The sequence below is a fragment of the Brevundimonas sp. genome (assembly GCF_032055285.1).
Lineage (GTDB): Bacteria > Pseudomonadota > Alphaproteobacteria > Caulobacterales > Caulobacteraceae > Brevundimonas.
Map to the genome: position 1 here is coordinate 520,185 of NZ_DAMBRE010000001.1, position 17,054 is coordinate 537,238.

Here is a 17,054-nt window from a genome sequence, read left to right on the forward strand (position 1 = left end):
CAATATGCCGTCTCTATCCGCGCGACAGATTGCTGCGGCGCAACAGCAATTGCCGAATCAACCACATTGAGGCCATAAACCGATGGCTTAAGGCCCGCCTTCCAGAGGTCGGCCGTTCGTCGATCTGTGGTCCGGAGCCGGTTCGCGACGCCTCATGTCGCCCAGCTTCGTTGAGTACCGGGGGCGGCATCCTCGCCCTGCTGAACAGGACTACGCCTTTGAGTTTCTCTTCGCAGACGCGTGCGCTGATGCACGCCGCCCAGTCTGTTCGCCTGCGCCCCAAGACGGCGGCTGCGGCGTTCGGCGGCGTCGTCAGCCTCGCTGTCGGTGGAGCCTATCTGGGCGGCGTGACCGCTCAGGCTTCGACCGTTCGCGCCCAGGCCGAGCGCCTGCAGGGCGCCGGCGCCGAGGGCTATACCCAGGAAGCCATGGCCGCTGCGGCCGGCGGCCTGGACGCCAGCGCCCTGGCCATCGCTGATCGCCATGATCCCTATACCGTCGCCGGCTCCGCCCAGCGCGACCGCCAGGCGGAACTGCTGACCGCCCGCCTCGAAGACTCCCAGAACGGCCTGCGTCGCGCCGACCCGGCCAATCCCGCTGCCCGGCCCTTCCGCCTCAGCAGCACGCTCGATCAATCGCGCGACCTCGATTGCCTGACCAAGGCCGCCTATTACGAAGCGCGCGGCGAAGGCGTGGACGGCATGCGCGCCGTGGCCCAGGTGGTGCTGAACCGCGCCCGCCACCCCGCCTTCCCCAACACCGTCTGCGCCGTCGTCTATCAAGGCTCGAACCGCAGCACCGGCTGCCAATTCAGCTTCACCTGCAACGGCGCCATGCGCGGGAACGTCAACCGCGCCGCCTGGAACCGCGCCCGCGACGTGGCCTCCAAGGCCCTGTCGGGTCAGGTCTACGCCGCCGTCGGCAACGCCACCCACTTCCACACCACCGGCGTCTCGCCCGGCTGGCGCAACAGCCTGATCAAGGTCGGCCAGGTCGGGGACCACCTCTTCTATCGCTTCGGCGGTCGTTCAGGCTCCAGCGACGCCTTCCGCTACACGCCGCGCCCCTCGACCGACGCCGAACAGCCGCGCCTGATCCAGGCCAGCCTGACGACTGCAGAACCGGCCGGCGTCGGCGCCGTGGCCTATTCGACCGTCCTGGCCCGCGAAGGCGTCACCGCGCCGACCGCGATCCCGTCCGCCGAAGCCGCCACGGAGTAGTCGCTCCGCGGCGCGTCAGGCTCAGCGCTCCTGCGTCTTCCACTGGGTGGTCAGGTTCTGCTTCAGGTTGCCGAAACGGCCCTGTTGGCCGGTGTTGACGTCCGCATCGCCCGGCTGGCCGGACTGAGCGCCCGTGGCCAGATCGCGCCGATCCGCCATGTCGTCGACGGGTCGCGCGCCATGATCGGCGAAGCTGCGCTGCTCCTTCGGAACCGAGGGGGTCTTGCTCATGGGCTTCTCCTTTCGCCACAATGAACGACCCTCGACCAAGAGACGTTCCCGGCGCGTTTCTTGCTTTATGGATGGCGATGCGCCTTCTCCCCCGAGGCGCGGGAGACGGCTCTTGACCACCATGACCACCCCTTCCCCATCGCCTTCGGCCCCCGTCCGGGGCGGGGCGCTCGACGCCCTGCGCTTCCTCGCCTCCATGTTCGTGGTGCTGTTCCACTTCGGCGATTCGGCCCCCATTCCCCTGGCGGATCTGCACGGCGTCTGGGGGCGCGGCTATCTGGCCACCGACTTCTTCCTGATGCTGTCCGGCTTCGTTCTGGCCCGGGCCTATGGGCCGGGCGTCGTCTCGGGCCGCCTCACCCTGTCGCGCTTCTGGCTCAAGCGCTTCGCCCGCAGCTACCCGACCCACCTGATCACCCTGGCCATCCTGGCCCTGCTGGTGTTCGAGGCGTCCATGATCGGGAGAACGCCGGTCAATGCCGATCGCTTCACCTGGTCCGGCATTCCCGCCCAGATCCTGCTGCTGCACGCCTTCGGCCTCGGCGGCGGACAATGGAACGTCCCGGCCTGGACCCTGTCGGCCCTGCTGATCTGCTACGCCTTCTTCCCCTGGCTATGGCGGACCATGCGCCGTCTACCGGGACCGCTGACAGCCCTGACCCTGGGACTGGGGCTGATGCTGGTCGGCCAGGCCCTCAGCCTGACCCTGCTGAAACACTCCCTGTTCGACCTGCCTTATCAGTGGGCCATGTTCCGCGCCGCCCCCCTGTTCCTGATCGGCCTGACCCTGGCTCGCGCGGTCGAGACGGCGCGCTGGTCGCAAGATACGGCGCGGCTGATCGGCCTTGGCGGCGGGGCGATCCTGCTGGTCAATGTCGCGATCGCCGGCCCGGACCTGGTCAGCCTGCCGGCCATCTGCGTGGTGGTGCTGGGCTGCGGCGCCTTGAAGACGACCCGCCCCGTCCCCGGTGCGGCCTGGGGGGCCAAGGTCAGCTTCAGCCTGTTCATGACCCACACCATCACCGGCGCCGTCTGGTTCGGCGCCATCCAGCCCCTGGTCGAGCGCTTTCATCCCGCCGCTGCAACCATCGCCTGGCAGGCCTGGACCCTATGGGTCCTGGGTCTGCTCGCGGCCGTCGCCGCCGCCGACCTCTACAACCGCCTGATCGACGCCCCCTTGCAGCGAGCTATCCGCCGAAGGTGGTTCAACGCGCCGATCAGCGCGCGTCCAGACCCACGTCCAGTTGCGGAACAGAGTGTGTAAGGGCCCCAACCGAGATCACGTCCACGCCCGTCGCGGCGATCCCCGCCACCGTCGTCAGGTTGACCCCGCCCGAGGCCTCCACCGTCACCGGACCGAAGGCGCTGCCGCGCACCCGGCGCACGGCCTCGGCCATGTCGTCCAGGCTGAAGTTGTCCAGCATGATGACGTCCGGGCGTTCGGGCAGGACCTCGTCCAGTTGATCCAGACCATCGACCTCGACCTCGACCTTCATCAGGTGGGGCGCGAAGGCCCGCGCGCGGCGCACCGCCTCGCCCGCCCCGCCGCAGACGGCGACGTGGTTGTCCTTGATCAGGATGGCGTCATCCAGCCCGAAGCGATGGTTAAGCCCGCCGCCGCAGGCCACAGCATGCTTCTCCAGCGCGCGAAGACCCGGCGTGGTCTTGCGGGTGTCGGCGATGCGCGCCTTGGTCCCCGCCACGGCCTGCACATAGGTCCGGGTCAGGGTGGCGATGCCGCACATCCGGCCCAGCAGGTTCAGCGCTGTGCGCTCGGCCGCCAGCAGGGCGCGGGCATTCGCCTCGACCTCGACCAGAATGGTCCCGGCCGCGAAGGCCTCGCCGTCGGCGACCTTGAGGTTCACCGTCGCCTGAGGGTCCATGGCGTGCACGGCGATCCGCACCACGGCCCCGCAGGCCATCACCCCGGCCTGACGCGCGGCGAAGACGGCGCTGAAGCGGGCGTCCTCGGGGATGCAGGCCTGGGCCGTCACGTCGCCGACGCGGCCCAGATCCTCGGCCAGGGCCATCCGCACGACGGGCTCGATCAGCAGGTCCGGCAGGGTTCGGGTCATCATTCTTCACCAATCCTCACCCGTCCCCGACGGGGGAGGGGGACCACGCGCAGCGTGGTGGAGGGGGCGGCGACAACCGCCCGCGTTGTGTTCTTGCAATGCTCAACGACGGATAGGCAAGAGGATGGGTCCGCCCCCTCCATCGCTTCGCGGTCCCCCTCCCCCGCTGCGCAGGGGAGGATCGCTCTGGCGCGGCGATCACGTCGCTTCCAGCACGGCCAGCGTCAGCCGCATCCGCGTATGTTCCGCCCTCGGCAGGCTGTCGGGATAGTCGGCGCGGAAATGCCCGCCCCGGCTCTCGCGCCGGTTCAGCGCCCCTTCGGCGATCAGGCGCGCGGCGGTCAGGACCACGGCGTCAGGGTGCGCCTTGGCCAGTCTGTCGATGACCGCGCTCAGAGCGCTCAACCCTTCCTCGTCGCGCACCACGCCCGCGAACCGGGTCATGGCGGCGCGCAGTTCGGCCATGGCCTCGGGCGGCAAGTCCTTCGACGCCCTCGCCGGCTTCAACGCCGCCTTGGCGGGCTGCACCTCCTGCGCCGCCACCCGCCCCGCGCGGCGTCCGAAGGCGCCCGCTTCCAGCAGAGAGTTGGAGGCCAGGCGGTTGGCGCCGTGCACCCCGGTCGCCGCGCACTCGCCGATGGCGTAAAGGCCCGGCACCCCGGTCCGCCCCTCGTCGTCGGCGACGACGCCGCCCATGTGGTAGTGGGCCGCCGCCGCCACCGGAATGGGGCTGACGCGCGGGTCCAGCCCGGCGCGCATGCAGGCGGCGAACACCGCCGGAAACTCGTGCGGAAAGGCCTCGCCCACCGCCCTGGTCGCGTCCAGAAACGCCCCGCGCCCGTCGACCCGCGCCGCGTGGACTGCCCGCGCCACGATGTCCCGCGGGGCCAGATCGGCGTCTTCATCCTCGCCCAGCAGGAAGGCGCCCGTCCCGTCGACCAGCCGCGCCCCCTCGCCGCGCAGGGCCTCGGTCGCCAGAGGCGCGGGGTCCAGGCCGACGTCGATGGCCGTAGGGTGGAACTGCACGAACTCGGGATCAAGGACCTCGGCGCCCGCCGCATAGGCCAGGGCCAGCCCCTCGCCGCGCAGGGCCGAGGGGTTGGTGGTCACCTCATAGAGACCGCCAACGCCGCCGGTGGCCAGGACCACGGCCGGGGCGAAGACCTCGTCCACCCGGCCTCCAGCCCGCTCGATCAGGGCGCCGCGCACCCGGCCGTTCACGTCCTGGATCAGGCCCCGAAGCCGTCCGTCCTCCCAGATCTCGATATGCTTCGACGCCCGGGCGGCGGCCACCACCGCTGACAGGATGGCACGCCCGGCCCCGTCGCCGCCGACGCGGGCCACGCGCGGCAGGCTGTGCGCCGCCTCCAGCGACACGGAAAAGCCGCCGGCTTCGTCCCGGTCGAAGGGCGCGCCCAGGGCGGCCAGCCACTCGACCGTCTCGCGCCCGCGCTCGGTCAGGGCGCGCGCCGCCTCGGGCTCGACTAGGCCGGCGCCGGCGCCCTCGGTGTCCTGAGCATGCAGGACCGCGCTGTCCTTGGGCGACAGGGCCGCCGCCAGCCCGCCCTGGGCCCAGGCCGAGGAGCAGGCGTTCAGCAGGGGCTCGGGCGTGACCACCAGGGCTCCCCCTCTTTGATTCCGGGCCGGCGCGGCCTCCAGCGCCGCCGACAGCCCCGCCAGCCCCCCGCCGATGATCAGCGGCCCGTCATGCCGGATGCGCGCCATGCCCCTAACGGCCTCCCACGCCGATGAACCTCAGGCCCATGTCGAAGGCGGGTTCCACCGCGCCGCCGGTCAGGGGCAGCAGGGCGCCGATGGCCGCCGCCGCACAGATCGCCGCCGTCGCCAGATAGAGGGCCAGGCTGCGCCCCGCCTCGGGCCAGCTCAAACGCCCCCAGGCCACGCGCCAGACGCCGCGCTTCAGATGGCTGAAGACGGCGATGCCGAGGAAGGCCGCCAGAATGAACCGCCCGGTCGACAGCCCCCACCAGACAGCCAGACCGCCGACGGCCAGAAGCGCGACCTGCTCCAGACGCGGATGCACCCGCGTCAGCACCGGACCGAGCGCTTTCGAGCCGTCCAGCGGCGGAGCCGGCAGCAGGTTCACCAGATTGATCATGGCGATGAAGAAGGCGCCCATCAGCCACTCGGGCGAGCGCAGCGCCAACCCCGCCGCCACGAAAGGCAGCATGGCGACCAGACCGAAAGCCGGGCCCGCCAGCGACACCAGAACGCCGTGCCACTCGCTCTTGGGCTCGCGCTGGGCCTTGGCCAGCCCGCCGAGGAAGGGAATGATGTAGATGCGCGCCGGCCCCATGCCGAGGCGGTTCATCGCCAGCACATGGCCGTATTCGTGCACGAACAGGCCGAACAGGACGCCGCCCGCCACGATGACGCTGCCGGTGATCCACCACAGGAAGCCCGCCATCAGCAGGGTCGAGACAATGGCCCAGGCCGGATGCTGCCCCTTGTCCTCCAGCGGCGCGACTTTGCGGGCGCGCACGGGTTCGGACGCCGCCGGTTCGGGCGGCAGGTCCCAGGGACCGGGACGGCGCGTGGTGTGGTCGGTGTCGCTCATGGCGTCGAACTGGGCTTGCAGCGCGCGGCCCGCAACAGGCCGCATCGCCGCAGGACCTCAGATCAGCTCCACATCGACGTGGTGCTTGGCCTTGATCAGGTCATAGCGCGCCGGGATGGCGGGCGGCGGCAGGTCGATCATCCGCTGCACGGCCAGGGCCGCGCGCTCAGCCATCTCCGGCTCCACCGTCACCTCGAACTGCATGAATTTCAGGCAATCGCGGATGTTCTCCAGGGTGATGCGCTTCATGTGCGGGCACAGGTTGCACGGGCCGATGAAGTCGACGCCGGGCACGTCGCCCTTGACGTTCGAGGCCATCGAACACTCGGTGATCATCACCACCTGCTTCGGCTTGCGCGCCTCGACATAGTCGATCATCGCCGCCGTCGAGCCGGCGAAGTCCGACGCCGCCAGCACCTCTTCCGGGCATTCCGGGTGGGCCAGGATTTCCGCGCCCGGATAGGCGGCGCGCATCTCGGCGATGTCGTCGGCGGTGAAGCGCTCATGCACCTCGCAGCGACCCTTCCAGGCGATAATGCCCACGTTCGTCTGCGCCGCGACGTTGCGCGCCAGGAACTCGTCGGGGATCAGGATGACCTTGTCGACGCCCCACTCCTTAGCCGCCCATTCCACCACCTGAACGGCGTTGGCGCTGGTGCAGCAGATGTCGGTCTCGGCCTTCACGTCGGCGGTGGTGTTCACATAGGTGACGACCGGCAGGCCGGGATAGCGCTGCTTGATCAGGCGCACGTCGGCGCCCGTGATCGAGGACGCCAGCGAGCAGCCCGCGCGCAGGTCGGGGATCAGCACCGTCTTCTCGGGGCTCAGAATCTTGGAGGTCTCGGCCATGAAGTGCACGCCCGCCTGGACGATGACCTTGGCCTTGGACTTGGCGGCCTCCTTGGCCAGACCCAGGCTGTCGCCGACATAGTCGCCCACGCCGTGGAAGATCTCGGGCGTCATATAGTTGTGGGCCAGGATGACGGCGTCGCGCTGCTTCTTCAGCGCATTGATCTCGCTGATCAGTTTGGCCTGTTCCGGCCACTCCAGCGGGGTCACCAGACCCTTGACCTTCTCCCACACCGGAGCGGTCTCTTCCGCCAGTTCCTTCGACAGACCGAAAGCGCCGTCCGCCATCGCCTCAACTCCCTTGCGGCCGTCTGCGCGGCCCCGACTTATGCTCAAAGTTAGCATAAGCAGGCGCAATGTAGGCCCTTCCGCACACGGCGCAAGGGAAAAGGGCGTGATGACCCCTACAGCGCCTCCGCCTCCAGCCGCGCGATCCACAGGGCCGCGCGCTTCTTCAGTTCGTCCTTGCGGGCCATGTCGGACAGATCGGGCGACAACCGGTCCAATTGTTCGAAGCGGAAACTGTCGGCGCCATGGGCGGTCCATTCGGTCTGGAGCGACCGATACGGGCTGCTGCCCAGCTTCAGCGCGAACCACAGACCGTTCTGCTGGGTGTCGATGTGGCGGCTCTGCCCCACCCAGGCGCGACCGGTGGCCGAGCAGATGACGGCGAACACCCCGGCCACGGTTTCGCGGTCCTTGTAGTCGTTGATGAGCGCCTTGCGATCTGCGGTCGCCATGAAGGCCTCCTTTGTTTTACCCGGATCAAATAGACGAACATATTATCCGGGTAAATATATGTCCCCGCAAACAATCCGCTACGCGCCTGACGCAAGACCCTTCCCCCGCCCGCAGGTTCTGGCCTAGACCAGAGGTCGTTTGAGCCTCCCGACCGCGCCCTTTCGAGTTTATTCGTGCAAGACACCGTCCGCCGCATCCTGACCGCCCGCGTCTATGACGTGGCCGAAGAAACCCCTCTGGACCCGCTGAAGCGGCTTTCGGCGCGCATCGGCCGCCCCGCCTGGCTCAAGCGCGAGGACCTGCAGCCAGTCTTCTCTTTCAAGATCCGCGGCGCCTACAACAAGATCGCCAACCTGAGCGAGGCCGAGCTGGCGCGCGGCGTCATATGTGCCTCGGCGGGCAATCACGCCCAGGGCGTGGCGCTGGCGGCGGCCAAGCGCGGCGCCGCCTCGACCATCGTCATGCCGACCACCACGCCGGGCATCAAGGTGGCGGCGGTCAAGGGGCTCGGCGGAAACGTGGTCCTACACGGCGACAGCTTCGACGACGCTTATGCCCACGCGCGTGAACTGGAACAGGAGACGGGCGCGACCTTCGTCCACCCCTTCGACGACCCTGACGTCATCGCCGGGCAAGGCACGGTCGGGCTGGAGATCCTGCGCCAGCACCCCGACCCGATCGACGCGGTCTTCATCCCCATCGGCGGCGGCGGTCTGGCGGCCGGGGTCGCCGCCATCGTCCGCTTCCTGCGTCCCGAAACCCGGATCATCGGCGTCGAGCCCGCCGACGCCCCGACGATGAAGAGCGCTATCGAGGCCGGCCATGTCGTGACCCTGGATCAGGTCGGCCTGTTCGCCGACGGGGTGGCGGTGCGCCGCGCGGGCGACGAGACCTTCCGCCTGTGCCGCGACCTGCTGGACGACATCGTCCTGGTCGACACCGACGCCATCTGCGCGGCGGTCAAGGACATCTTCGACGACGTCCGCGCCGTGGCCGAGCCCTCGGGCGCCGTGGCGCTGGCGGGCTTGAAGGTCTGGGCCGCGCGCAACCCTGGCAGCGGCGCCCTGACGGCGATCAACTCGGGCGCCAACGTCAACTTCGACCGCCTGCGTCACGTGGCTGAACGAGCCGAGATCGGCGAAGGCGCCGAGGCCCTGCTGGCCGTGGCCATGCCCGACCGCCGCGACGACTATCACCGCTTCCTGCGCAGCCTCGACGGCCGCTCGGTGACCGAGTTCAACTATCGCTGGTCCGGCGACGGCACGGCCCAGATCTTCGTCGGCGTCTCGCTGAAAAACGGCGCCGAGGAGCGCCACGCCCTGATCGAGCGCCTGCGCGCCGACAGCTACGCCGTCGAGGACATGAGCGACAACGAGACAGCCAAGCTGCACGTCCGCTACATGGTCGGCGGGCGCACCATCGGCCTGCCGCACGAGCGGCTGCTGCGCTTTGAGTTCCCCGAGCGACCGGGCGCCTTCCTTCGCTTCCTCAACAGCCTGCAACCCGCCTGGGCCCTGACCCTGTTCCACTATCGCAACCACGGCGACGACGTGGGCCGGGTGCTGGCCGGTATCAGCGTCGCCCCCGATCAGGTCGCCGCCCTCTGGACCGCGCTGGACGCCCTCGGCTACCCCTATGTCGACGAAACCGACAATCCGGCCTGCCGCCTCTTCCTCGACGGCGCCGCCTGAGGGGAACGACATGAGCTTGAACCGCCGCGCCCTTCTGGCCGCTCCGCTGGCCCTTGCCCCCCTGGCCGCCTGCGCCTCCCTGCCCGCCCCCGCCGAGCAGCCGGGCCAAACCGTCTGGACCTTCGACCGCCTGTCGGCCATCGGCGGCGAGGTCACCCATGTCGAGGGCGCGCCCCACATCATCGCCAGCCCCTTCGGCCCGGCGGTCCGGTTCGACGGTGTGGACGACGCCCTGTTCATCGACAGACACCCGCTGGCGGGGGCCGCGACCTTCACCTTCGAGGCCGTCTTCCGCCCCGACGGCGGCCCCTTCGAGCAACGCTGGTTCCACCTGCAGTCGGACGAGCCGCCCGGCGGTCCCGGCACCCGCATCATGTTCGAAATCCGCGTGGTCGAGGGCGGCTGGTATCTGGACGCCTTCACCAAGGGCGAGGGCTACAACAAGCCCCTGATCGAGCCGACCAGGCTGCACCCCCTCGGCCAGTGGGCCCACGTCGCCCAGACCTTCGACGGGACCACCTACCGCTCCTTCGTCAACGGCGTGCTGCAGACCGAGGCCAATATCGCCTTCAAACCGCAAGGCCCCGGCCGGTCCTCGGTCGGCACGCGCATCAACCGCGTCAACTACTTCAACGGCGCCGTCCGCGAAGCCCGCTTCACCCCCCGCGCCCTGACGCCCGACCAGTTCACCTCGCCGATCAGCCTGAAATAACTAAGGCCCGATCCTCACAGACTGCTCTGTGACCGTACTCACATAGGCCACGGTTCCCTCCAAGGCGCTCCGATCTTCACCTTCAAGACGGCGGCGGTTCTGATAGCGAAGCGCGTCCTCCGCCGCGCCTTCCGGTCGTTCGAAATCCGCGCGGCAATCCGTGTAACGCAGATCGCGGATGATGCAGCTGATCTCGGCGACGCCGACAACCTGGCCGCGCCGAACCGGCCGCCTGGGTTTGGTGTCAGGCTGAGCTGCGGCTTCGGCGGCCCTGAAACGCGCTCGGGGCAGGGTGTCCCTGTCATCTTGCAGGGACCGCTGGCACTCCACCAGCACGCGATCAAGGTTGGCCGATTGGGAGGGCAGGTCCAAGGTCGCTCGCATCGCCCGCGGGGCGTCGGGCAGGGTCCTGATCCCCCAGGCGCCGCCGCCGCGAAGAAAGCGAATATCGCGCGCCGGCACCGCGCTCGACAAGGCCGCCACCCCCTCGCCGCTCTGTGGATTCCAGACTTGTGTATCCTGACGGCCATCCGGCCTGCGGCCCTCAAGATACACCACAGGCTCCGTCATCTGCGGCAACCCCACGACGACCAGTTTCAGATCACCGTCCTGACAACGCGCGATGATGGCCTTGCCGTCGTCGTAGCGAACCGCCGCTACGGTCAGCTTGCGACCAGCATCCTGTTGAAATTCCCAGTCGTCGTCCTGCGCGAAAGCCGTCACCGGCTGAGCCGCCAAGGCCGCCGCCAGCACCGAAACCGTAAAACGCATCAGCCGTCCTCCCGTCAGGGATTCAAGCCCGACGGCGCGCGGCGTCAAGCGGCTCTGCAACGCGCCTCGTGCGCCAGCAGCCAGCGCTTGCGCTCCAGCCCGCCGGCATAGCCGGTCAGCGTCCCGTTGGCGCCGACGACGCGGTGGCAGGGCACGATGACGCCGACCGGATTGGCCCCGTTGGCCAGGCCCACGGCGCGCACGGCGTTAGGCTTGCCGATGGCGTTGGCTAGTTGGCCGTAGGACCAGGTCTCGCCCGCCGGAATGGTGCGCAGCGCCGCCCAGACCGCACGCTGAAAATCGGTGCCTCCGGTCTTCACCTTCAGCCCGTCCATCGCTCGCGCGTCGCCGCCGAAATAGGCCGCCACCGCCGCCCGCACCGCCTCGGGCGCCCGGCCCTCGGTCAGCACGACCTCGCCATAGTGGCGCGTCAGCAGCTTCATCATGCGCGCCTCATAGTCCGTGAAGTCGAAGGCCCGCACCGCGCCCTCGGCGTCAACGACCAGCAGGACCTCGCCCAGCGGCGAGGCGATACGGTCCAGCGTAAAGGCTTCAGGCTGCGTCTTTTTCATCGTCCATCTCCATCTGCGCCACGCCGTCGATCCCCGCTTCCCTCAGGTGCAGCGCGCCATAGGCCCGCCAGGGCCGCCAGTGCTCGGCTCGTCTCGCGAGCCCTTCGTCTTCAAGCCGGTCGCTGGCCATGTCCGCCGCCTCGTCCATCCACGCTCCGGGCAGACGCAGGCCGGGCCGCGCCCGCAGCAAGGGCGCCAGCAGGGCGTCTGCCGACAGATCCCTCTGGATCGCCTCGGGGTCCGCCGACAGATCGAACACCCGCCGCACCTTCGCCAGCACCCCCGGCAGGGCCTTCAGGTCCGAGGCCGCGACCGTCACCGCCAGCTGGTCGCCGCCCTCGAACCGGGCCAAGACCTCGCCCGTCGCGCCGTCCACGTCGGGCGTCAGTTCACGCCGCCAGACCCCGTCTTTGATCTTCTCGCCGCGCGCGTCCAACGCCGTCAGCATGGCCTCGACCTCATAGGGCGGGCGATAGGGCAGGCTCAGCCTGATCCCGCCGTCGCCCGGCTTCTCCGCCCGTCGCCGCAACGCCGAGGGCGGGCGGCCATACAGGCCCTGAAACGTCTCGTTGAAGCGCCGCACGCTGCCGAACCCCGAAGCCAGCGCCACCTCGGCCATACCCAGATCGGTCTGGTGGATCAGGGCCTTGGCCAGCAGCACCCGCCGCGTCTGCGCCACGCTGACAGGGGCCGCCCCCAGATGCTGACGGAACAGGCGGCGCAGGTGCCGCTCGCCCACCCCCAGCCGCGCGGCCAGGGCGTCCACGTCGCCCTCATCCAGCGCGCCCGCCTCGATCAGACCCAGGGCCCGGCTGACGGTGTTGGAGGTGCCGCGCCACGCCCCCATGTCGGGCGCCGTCTCGGGTCGACAGCGCAGGCAGGCGCGGAACCCCGCCTCCTCCGCAGCCGCCGCCGAGGCGACGAAGCTCATGTTCTCGCGCCTGGGCGTCCGCGCCGGACAGACGGGGCGGCAATAGATCCCCGTCGTCTTCACGCAGGTGAAGAACCGCCCGTCAAAGCGCGTATCGCGCGTCAGGACCGCCCGGTAGCAGGCCTCCTGATCCAGACTGTCGCGAGCGTTTTCCATGCCCGCAACATGCGCCCGCCACGCCGCCCTGTCTCGCGGTTTTCGGACATGGCGGCGCCGACCTTCACTCAACGACGGGTCAGCAGTCCTTCACCGTCGCGATGCGCCACATCTGGGTCAGGATGTCGAACGCCAGGCACAGCATGATGATCGCCAGCGCCCAGCTCAACACCGAACCCAGCGTCATGGCCGTATCCGCCAGACCGCGCCCGGCCTCGTTGATCGCGCGCAGGGCTTCGAAGCTGACATTGGTCGTCCCGCCGACGACCCGCGCCGTCTGATCCCCCTGGGTCAGCGTCGCCCAGTGATCGGCTTCGAACAGTCTCCAGCCGATCCACAGTCCGGCCGCCGCCACCGGGATCTTGAGGAAGGCGCGCAGCCGCCCGGCGCCCGGCCGCCACAAGGTGATGCCGTCCACCGCCATGCCCGCCGCAACCCAGGCCAGGATGGGCGCGAACAGAAGGCTCCAGATCGGCGCCGCCGTCACGCTGACCTCGCCGCCTTGCAATGAAAAGGCGCCCAGTCCCGTGAAGTTGATGGCTCCGATCCACCACAGGATGAAGACGGCGCTGGCGATCAGGGACCATAGAGCCTCAGCCGCGCGCGGAGTCTCGGCGCGCAGCCCCCAGACCTTGGCGCCCTCGGGCAGCCATTCGGCCTTCGCCTTATCGCTCCCGGTCATCGACGCGCCCCACTTCGCCGGGTCGGCCAGACCAAAGGCCGACAGGTCGCGCACCCGCCACTTCGTCAACCAGGTCGGCTTGACGTCGTAGTGCTCCATGATCGCCCCGGCCAGGGTCAGCGCCCCCAACAAGGTCAGGCCGCCCGAAATCGGCCGGCGCGCCCAGCACATGGACCAGCAGCCCCAGCGCCTGCACAGCCGCGATCACGATCAGACCCGCCTTGGCCCCGAACAGCCAGTAGGGGAACAGTTCGGGTCCGATCAGAGTGTCCGGCCCCTTGCGATAGCGGGCGGCGACGACCAGGGGATGGCCGATCTCCTGCAGGATCGTCTCCTTCTCCTCGTCGCTCAGGGCTCGACCCAGTTCCTCCTCGCGCGCCTCGACGCGGCTCAGGATCAGGTCGCGCAGCTCGGCGACGATGTCCTCGCGGTCCTCGACCGACAGCTGGGCCGCCACGGCCTCCAGATAGCGTTCGATCACGTCCATATCGGTCTCCCTCCCCCGAGATTTCACAGCATGCGGTCCAGCGAGGCGTTGATGCCGCGCCACTCGTCGGTCAGGGCGGCCAGCATGGCCTCGCCCTGCGGCGACAGGACATAGAAGCGTTTCTTGCGCTTCTCCTCCTCGCGCCATTCACTGGTCAGCAGCCCCTGCCCCTCCAGCCGTCGCAGCAGGGGGTAGAGGGTGGATTCCTCCATCTCCAGCCCGTCCGCCGCCAGGGCCTGACGCAGGGTGTAGCCGTAGCGTTCGGTCCGCAGGCAGGCGAGAACCGCCAGCACCAGCGTCCCGCGCCGCAGTTCCAGCCGCATCGTCTCGAACAGGTCCTTGTCCACCTCGCCCCACCTCACATGTCGCCACATAGTGTGTGACACACAGTGTATGAAACATACCATGCGCTCTCGTCAAGACCCTAGCGAGGCGCCGCGCCGCCGCTACCGCCCTTGAGCAGTCCGTTCATCGTTCTGGCCGGAAGGCGGTTGTCAAAAAAGACATATAATAATACTAAATAAGCAGATTCAACGAGGCTGCGGGACGTTTCATGATCGTGCGATCCTTGGTTTCCGCCATGGCGCTTGCCTCGGCTTTGAGCGGGGCCGTCGCCGTTCAGGCTCACGAAGCGCCCGCTGCCGTTGCGACCGAGGCCACGCCGAGCGCCGAGGCGCGGGCCGCGGCGCTGGTGTCGCGCATGACCCTGCCGGAGAAGGCCGCGCAGATCCAGCATGGGGCCCCCGCCATCCCGCGCCTGGACGTGCCCGCCTATAACTGGTGGAGCGAAGGCCTGCACGGCGTGGCCCGCGCTGATATCGCGACGGTCTTTCCTCAGGTCATCGGCATGGCGGCCACCTGGGACCCGGAACTGATCGAGCAGGTCGCGGACACGGTCGCTACCGAGTTTCGCGCCAAATACATCGACGCGCGCGCCGCCGACGGCGGCTCGCTTCAGTATCGGGGCCTGACCGTCTGGTCGCCCAACATCAACATCTTCCGCGACCCCCGTTGGGGTCGAGGACAGGAGACCTGGGGCGAGGACCCCTTTTTGACCGCGCGATTCGGCGTGGCCTATATCCGAGGCCTGCAGGGCGATGATCCCGCGCACCCCAAGACGATCGCCGCAGTGAAACACTACGCGGTCCACAGCGGGCCCGAGGCGACGCGCCACAGCGACGATATTCACCCCTCGGCCCATGACGTGACCGACACCTATCTGCCGGCCTTCCACGCGGCGGTGACCCAGGCCAGGCCGCAGGCCTTGATGTGCGCCTATAATGCGATCGACGGCCTGCCGGCCTGCGCGAACACCGCCTATCTGCAGCAGCGCTTGCGCCAGGACTGGGGCTTCGACGGCCACGTCGTATCGGACTGCGCCGCCGTCGCGGACATCTATCTGCCGACCTCGCACGCGACGGTGCGCACGCCCGAAGAGGCCGTAGCTCTGGCGATCCGGGCCGGGACCGACCTGATCTGCGACTTTCGCTTCAACGCCACCTTCCGCCCCGAAACCACGGTTCGGGCCGTCGAGCAGGGCTTGCTGACCGAGGCTGAACTGGACCGAGCCCTGGTGCGGTTGTTCACCGCCCGCTATCGCCTTGGAACCATGGATAGGACCGCGTCAGGTCCTCACGGCCATATCGGACCCAAGGATTTCGATACGCCCGAACACCGCGCCCTAGCCTTGGAGACAGCGCGCAAGTCCCTGGTCCTGCTCAAGAACGATGGCCTGCTGCCGCTGGCGCAGCCGCCGCGCCGGATCGCGGTGATCGGCCCCAACGCCCACACGGTCGACGCCCTGGTCGGCAACTACAACGGGACGCCGTCCAACCCGTCCACCATCTTCGACGGCCTGAGGGCTCGCTATCCCGAGGCTCAGGCGACCTATGTCGAAGGGACGGGCTGGGTCGCCCCGCCGCTGGAGAACATCCCCGACGCCGCCTTCTGTCGTGACGAGGCCTGCGTCACGCCCGGCCTGCAGGCGGAGACCTTCGAGACGCCGGAACTGGGCGGCCTCTTTACCAGCCGAACCGACGCCAACGTCATGGTGCGGTGGGGTTGGCCGGACCGGGAGCAGCGCAACGCCTCGACCCGCTGGACCGGCTACATCAAGGCGCCGGAGGCGGGGGAGTACCGCTTCCGCTACACCGGCGACGCTGGATACCGCGTCTACATCGACGACAGGCTGGTCGCCGACATGTGGGATGGGGCCTGGCCGACGTCGGATCGCGCCGTCTCCTTGTCGGCTGACACGGTTCACGCCATCCGTATCGAGGCCCAGCAGATCGGTTTGCGCGCGACGCATCGCCTGCAGTGGAGTCGCCCCAGCGTCGGCCACGAACCCGCCCTGGCCGCCGCCCGCGACGCCGACCTGGTGGTCTTCGTCGGCGGCCTGACCTCCAAGTTTGAAGGGGAGGAGATGTCGGTTCAGGCGCCCGGGTTCGCGGGCGGCGACCGCACCAGCCTGGATCTGCCAGCCCCCCAGCAGACGCTGCTCGAGGCGCTGCACGCGACCGGCAAGCCGGTCGTTCTGGTGCTGATCAATGGGTCGGCCATGAGCGTGAACTGGGCCGACGAAAACCTGCCCGCCATCATCGAGGCCTGGTATCCCGGCGGCGACGGAGGGCAGGCGGTGGCGGAACTTATCGCCGGCGATTTCAGCCCGTCGGGGCGGCTGCCCCTGACCTTCTACCGCAGCACCGAGGACCTGCCGGCCTTCACCGACTACGGGATGAAGGGACGGACCTACCGCTATTTCGACGGGACGCCCCTGTACCCCTTCGGATACGGCCTCAGCTACACCCGCTTCCGCTACGATCAGGCTAGGCTGGAACAAGACCGTGTCGCGGCTGGCGAGACCGCCAGGGCCGCCGTCCGCATCGCCAACATCGGCGATCGGGATGCAGAGGAGGTGGTCCAGCTCTATGTCTCGCGCCCCGATGTCGAGGGCGCGCCGCGGCACAGCCTTGCAGGCTTCCAGCGGGTGGCCCTCAAGGCTGGCGAAAGTCGCGAGATCAGCTTCGACATTCCAGCCGCCGCGCTAAGCCTTGTGAGGGCCGACGGCAGCCGCATGACGCCGGCCGGTCCGGCTCTCGTCTGGATTGGGGGCGGCCAGCCTGCCCCAGATCTCGAACAAGGGGGTCATGGAACCCGGCTGAGCCTGACCATTACCGACTCGCGCGAGATGCCGGCCTTCTGATCAGAAGGCCGACGACGGCTGCGGCCCGCGCCCCGGCGTCCGACGAGGTCGCAGCCTTGCCTGACGCCGGGGCATCCGCCTCAGGCTTGCCCCCGAATCCCGCCTTCCCTTCCATCCGAAACGGCGGCTAAGCTGGCCTCAGTAGGGGGAAGATCT

16 protein-coding genes are annotated in these 17,054 nt (G+C 69.1%); 5 read left to right on the plus strand and 11 right to left on the minus strand.

Annotated features, from left to right (window positions below):
- Positions 1-218: 218 nt before the first annotated feature.
- Complete coding sequence (locus RTY13_RS02630; RefSeq protein ID WP_312780918.1) at positions 219-1,220, plus strand: cell wall hydrolase; 1,002 nt, start codon at positions 219-221, stop codon at positions 1,218-1,220.
- A gap of 21 nt (positions 1,221-1,241) precedes the next feature.
- On the opposite strand, the gene RTY13_RS02635 is transcribed toward RTY13_RS02630, so the two are convergent.
- Positions 1,242-1,451 carry a hypothetical protein gene (locus tag RTY13_RS02635; protein ID WP_312780920.1) on the minus strand — a complete coding sequence of 70 codons (210 nt, stop codon included), beginning with the start codon at positions 1,449-1,451 and terminating at the stop codon, positions 1,242-1,244.
- Between the two features lie 121 nt (positions 1,452-1,572).
- Here RTY13_RS02635 and RTY13_RS02640 point away from each other — a divergent pair, with 121 nt between their 5' ends.
- The gene (locus RTY13_RS02640) at positions 1,573-2,715 is read left to right on the plus strand and encodes an acyltransferase (protein WP_312781776.1); all 1,143 of its coding nucleotides are present in this window, start codon (positions 1,573-1,575) and stop codon (positions 2,713-2,715) included.
- On the opposite strand, the gene nadC is transcribed toward RTY13_RS02640, so the two are convergent.
- The 5 genes from nadC to RTY13_RS02665 all read right to left on the minus strand — a co-directional run bounded on the left by nadC (position 2,669) and on the right by RTY13_RS02665 (position 7,693).
- On the minus strand, positions 2,669-3,529 hold the full coding sequence (nadC, locus tag RTY13_RS02645; protein WP_409450271.1) for a carboxylating nicotinate-nucleotide diphosphorylase: 861 nt from the start codon (positions 3,527-3,529) through the stop codon (positions 2,669-2,671). The genes RTY13_RS02640 and nadC overlap by 47 nt on opposite strands.
- A gap of 195 nt (positions 3,530-3,724) precedes the next feature.
- Complete coding sequence (locus RTY13_RS02650; protein WP_312780922.1) at positions 3,725-5,251, minus strand: L-aspartate oxidase; 1,527 nt, start codon at positions 5,249-5,251, stop codon at positions 3,725-3,727.
- Between the two features lie 4 nt (positions 5,252-5,255).
- A complete protein-coding gene (locus RTY13_RS02655; RefSeq protein ID WP_312780924.1) occupies positions 5,256-6,149 on the minus strand; it encodes a site-2 protease family protein in 894 nt (297 codons plus the stop codon).
- Positions 6,150-6,161: 12 nt separating this feature from the next.
- Positions 6,162-7,241 (minus strand): quinolinate synthase NadA, encoded by a 1,080-nt coding sequence (gene nadA, locus RTY13_RS02660; RefSeq protein WP_312780926.1) that lies wholly within the window; start codon positions 7,239-7,241, stop codon positions 6,162-6,164.
- A 116-nt stretch (positions 7,242-7,357) separates the two neighbouring features.
- On the minus strand, positions 7,358-7,693 hold the full coding sequence (locus RTY13_RS02665; protein WP_312780928.1) for a GIY-YIG nuclease family protein: 336 nt from the start codon (positions 7,691-7,693) through the stop codon (positions 7,358-7,360).
- 174 nt (positions 7,694-7,867) lie between these two features.
- Between RTY13_RS02665 and ilvA the strand changes: the two genes are divergently transcribed.
- Entirely contained in the window at positions 7,868-9,385 is a 1,518-nt protein-coding gene (gene ilvA, locus RTY13_RS02670) for a threonine ammonia-lyase, biosynthetic (RefSeq protein WP_312780930.1), read from the plus strand.
- Between the two features lie 10 nt (positions 9,386-9,395).
- On the plus strand, positions 9,396-10,097 hold the full coding sequence (locus tag RTY13_RS02675) for a LamG domain-containing protein (RefSeq protein WP_312780931.1): 702 nt from the start codon (positions 9,396-9,398) through the stop codon (positions 10,095-10,097).
- Here RTY13_RS02675 and RTY13_RS02680 read toward each other — a convergent pair whose 3' ends face one another.
- The 5 genes from RTY13_RS02680 to RTY13_RS02700 form a co-directional block, all read right to left on the minus strand.
- Positions 10,098-10,868 carry a hypothetical protein gene (locus RTY13_RS02680; protein WP_312780932.1) on the minus strand — a complete coding sequence of 257 codons (771 nt, stop codon included), beginning with the start codon at positions 10,866-10,868 and terminating at the stop codon, positions 10,098-10,100. It lies immediately after the preceding gene.
- A gap of 44 nt (positions 10,869-10,912) precedes the next feature.
- The gene (locus RTY13_RS02685) at positions 10,913-11,440 is read right to left on the minus strand and encodes a methylated-DNA--[protein]-cysteine S-methyltransferase (RefSeq protein ID WP_312780933.1); all 528 of its coding nucleotides are present in this window, start codon (positions 11,438-11,440) and stop codon (positions 10,913-10,915) included.
- The gene (locus RTY13_RS02690) at positions 11,421-12,527 is read right to left on the minus strand and encodes an Ada metal-binding domain-containing protein (protein ID WP_312780934.1); all 1,107 of its coding nucleotides are present in this window, start codon (positions 12,525-12,527) and stop codon (positions 11,421-11,423) included. The genes RTY13_RS02685 and RTY13_RS02690 overlap by 20 nt, the downstream gene beginning before the upstream one ends.
- A 79-nt stretch (positions 12,528-12,606) precedes the next feature.
- A complete protein-coding gene (locus tag RTY13_RS02695; protein ID WP_312780935.1) occupies positions 12,607-13,341 on the minus strand; it encodes a hypothetical protein in 735 nt (244 codons plus the stop codon).
- Positions 13,342-13,719: 378 nt separating this feature from the next.
- The gene (locus tag RTY13_RS02700) at positions 13,720-14,019 is read right to left on the minus strand and encodes a PadR family transcriptional regulator (protein ID WP_409450280.1); all 300 of its coding nucleotides are present in this window, start codon (positions 14,017-14,019) and stop codon (positions 13,720-13,722) included.
- 230 nt (positions 14,020-14,249) lie between these two features.
- Between RTY13_RS02700 and RTY13_RS02705 the strand changes: the two genes are divergently transcribed.
- A complete protein-coding gene (locus RTY13_RS02705; RefSeq protein WP_312780937.1) occupies positions 14,250-16,898 on the plus strand; it encodes a glycoside hydrolase family 3 C-terminal domain-containing protein in 2,649 nt (882 codons plus the stop codon).
- The last annotated feature ends 156 nt before the right edge of the window (positions 16,899-17,054 follow it).

Excerpts from the sequence above, each read along its gene's own strand:
- RTY13_RS02640 (WP_312781776.1), top strand. The coding sequence starts at position 1,573 with ATGACCACCCCTTCCCCATCGCCTTCGGCCCCCGTCCGGGGCGGGGCG.
- nadC (WP_409450271.1), bottom strand. The coding sequence starts at position 3,529 with ATGATGACCCGAACCCTGCCGGACCTGCTGATCGAGCCCGTCGTGCGG.
- RTY13_RS02675 (WP_312780931.1), top strand. The coding sequence starts at position 9,396 with ATGAGCTTGAACCGCCGCGCCCTTCTGGCCGCTCCGCTGGCCCTTGCC.
- RTY13_RS02650 (WP_312780922.1), bottom strand. The coding sequence starts at position 5,251 with ATGGCGCGCATCCGGCATGACGGGCCGCTGATCATCGGCGGGGGGCTG.
- RTY13_RS02680 (WP_312780932.1), bottom strand. The coding sequence starts at position 10,868 with ATGCGTTTTACGGTTTCGGTGCTGGCGGCGGCCTTGGCGGCTCAGCCG.
- RTY13_RS02705 (WP_312780937.1), top strand. The coding sequence starts at position 14,250 with ATGATCGTGCGATCCTTGGTTTCCGCCATGGCGCTTGCCTCGGCTTTG.
- RTY13_RS02665 (WP_312780928.1), bottom strand. The coding sequence starts at position 7,693 with ATGGCGACCGCAGATCGCAAGGCGCTCATCAACGACTACAAGGACCGC.
- RTY13_RS02635 (WP_312780920.1), bottom strand. The coding sequence starts at position 1,451 with ATGAGCAAGACCCCCTCGGTTCCGAAGGAGCAGCGCAGCTTCGCCGAT.
- RTY13_RS02655 (WP_312780924.1), bottom strand. The coding sequence starts at position 6,149 with ATGCGGCCTGTTGCGGGCCGCGCGCTGCAAGCCCAGTTCGACGCCATG.
- RTY13_RS02700 (WP_409450280.1), bottom strand. The coding sequence starts at position 14,019 with ATGCGGCTGGAACTGCGGCGCGGGACGCTGGTGCTGGCGGTTCTCGCC.
- RTY13_RS02690 (WP_312780934.1), bottom strand. The coding sequence starts at position 12,527 with ATGGAAAACGCTCGCGACAGTCTGGATCAGGAGGCCTGCTACCGGGCG.
- RTY13_RS02685 (WP_312780933.1), bottom strand. The coding sequence starts at position 11,440 with ATGAAAAAGACGCAGCCTGAAGCCTTTACGCTGGACCGTATCGCCTCG.
- nadA (WP_312780926.1), bottom strand. The coding sequence starts at position 7,241 with ATGGCGGACGGCGCTTTCGGTCTGTCGAAGGAACTGGCGGAAGAGACC.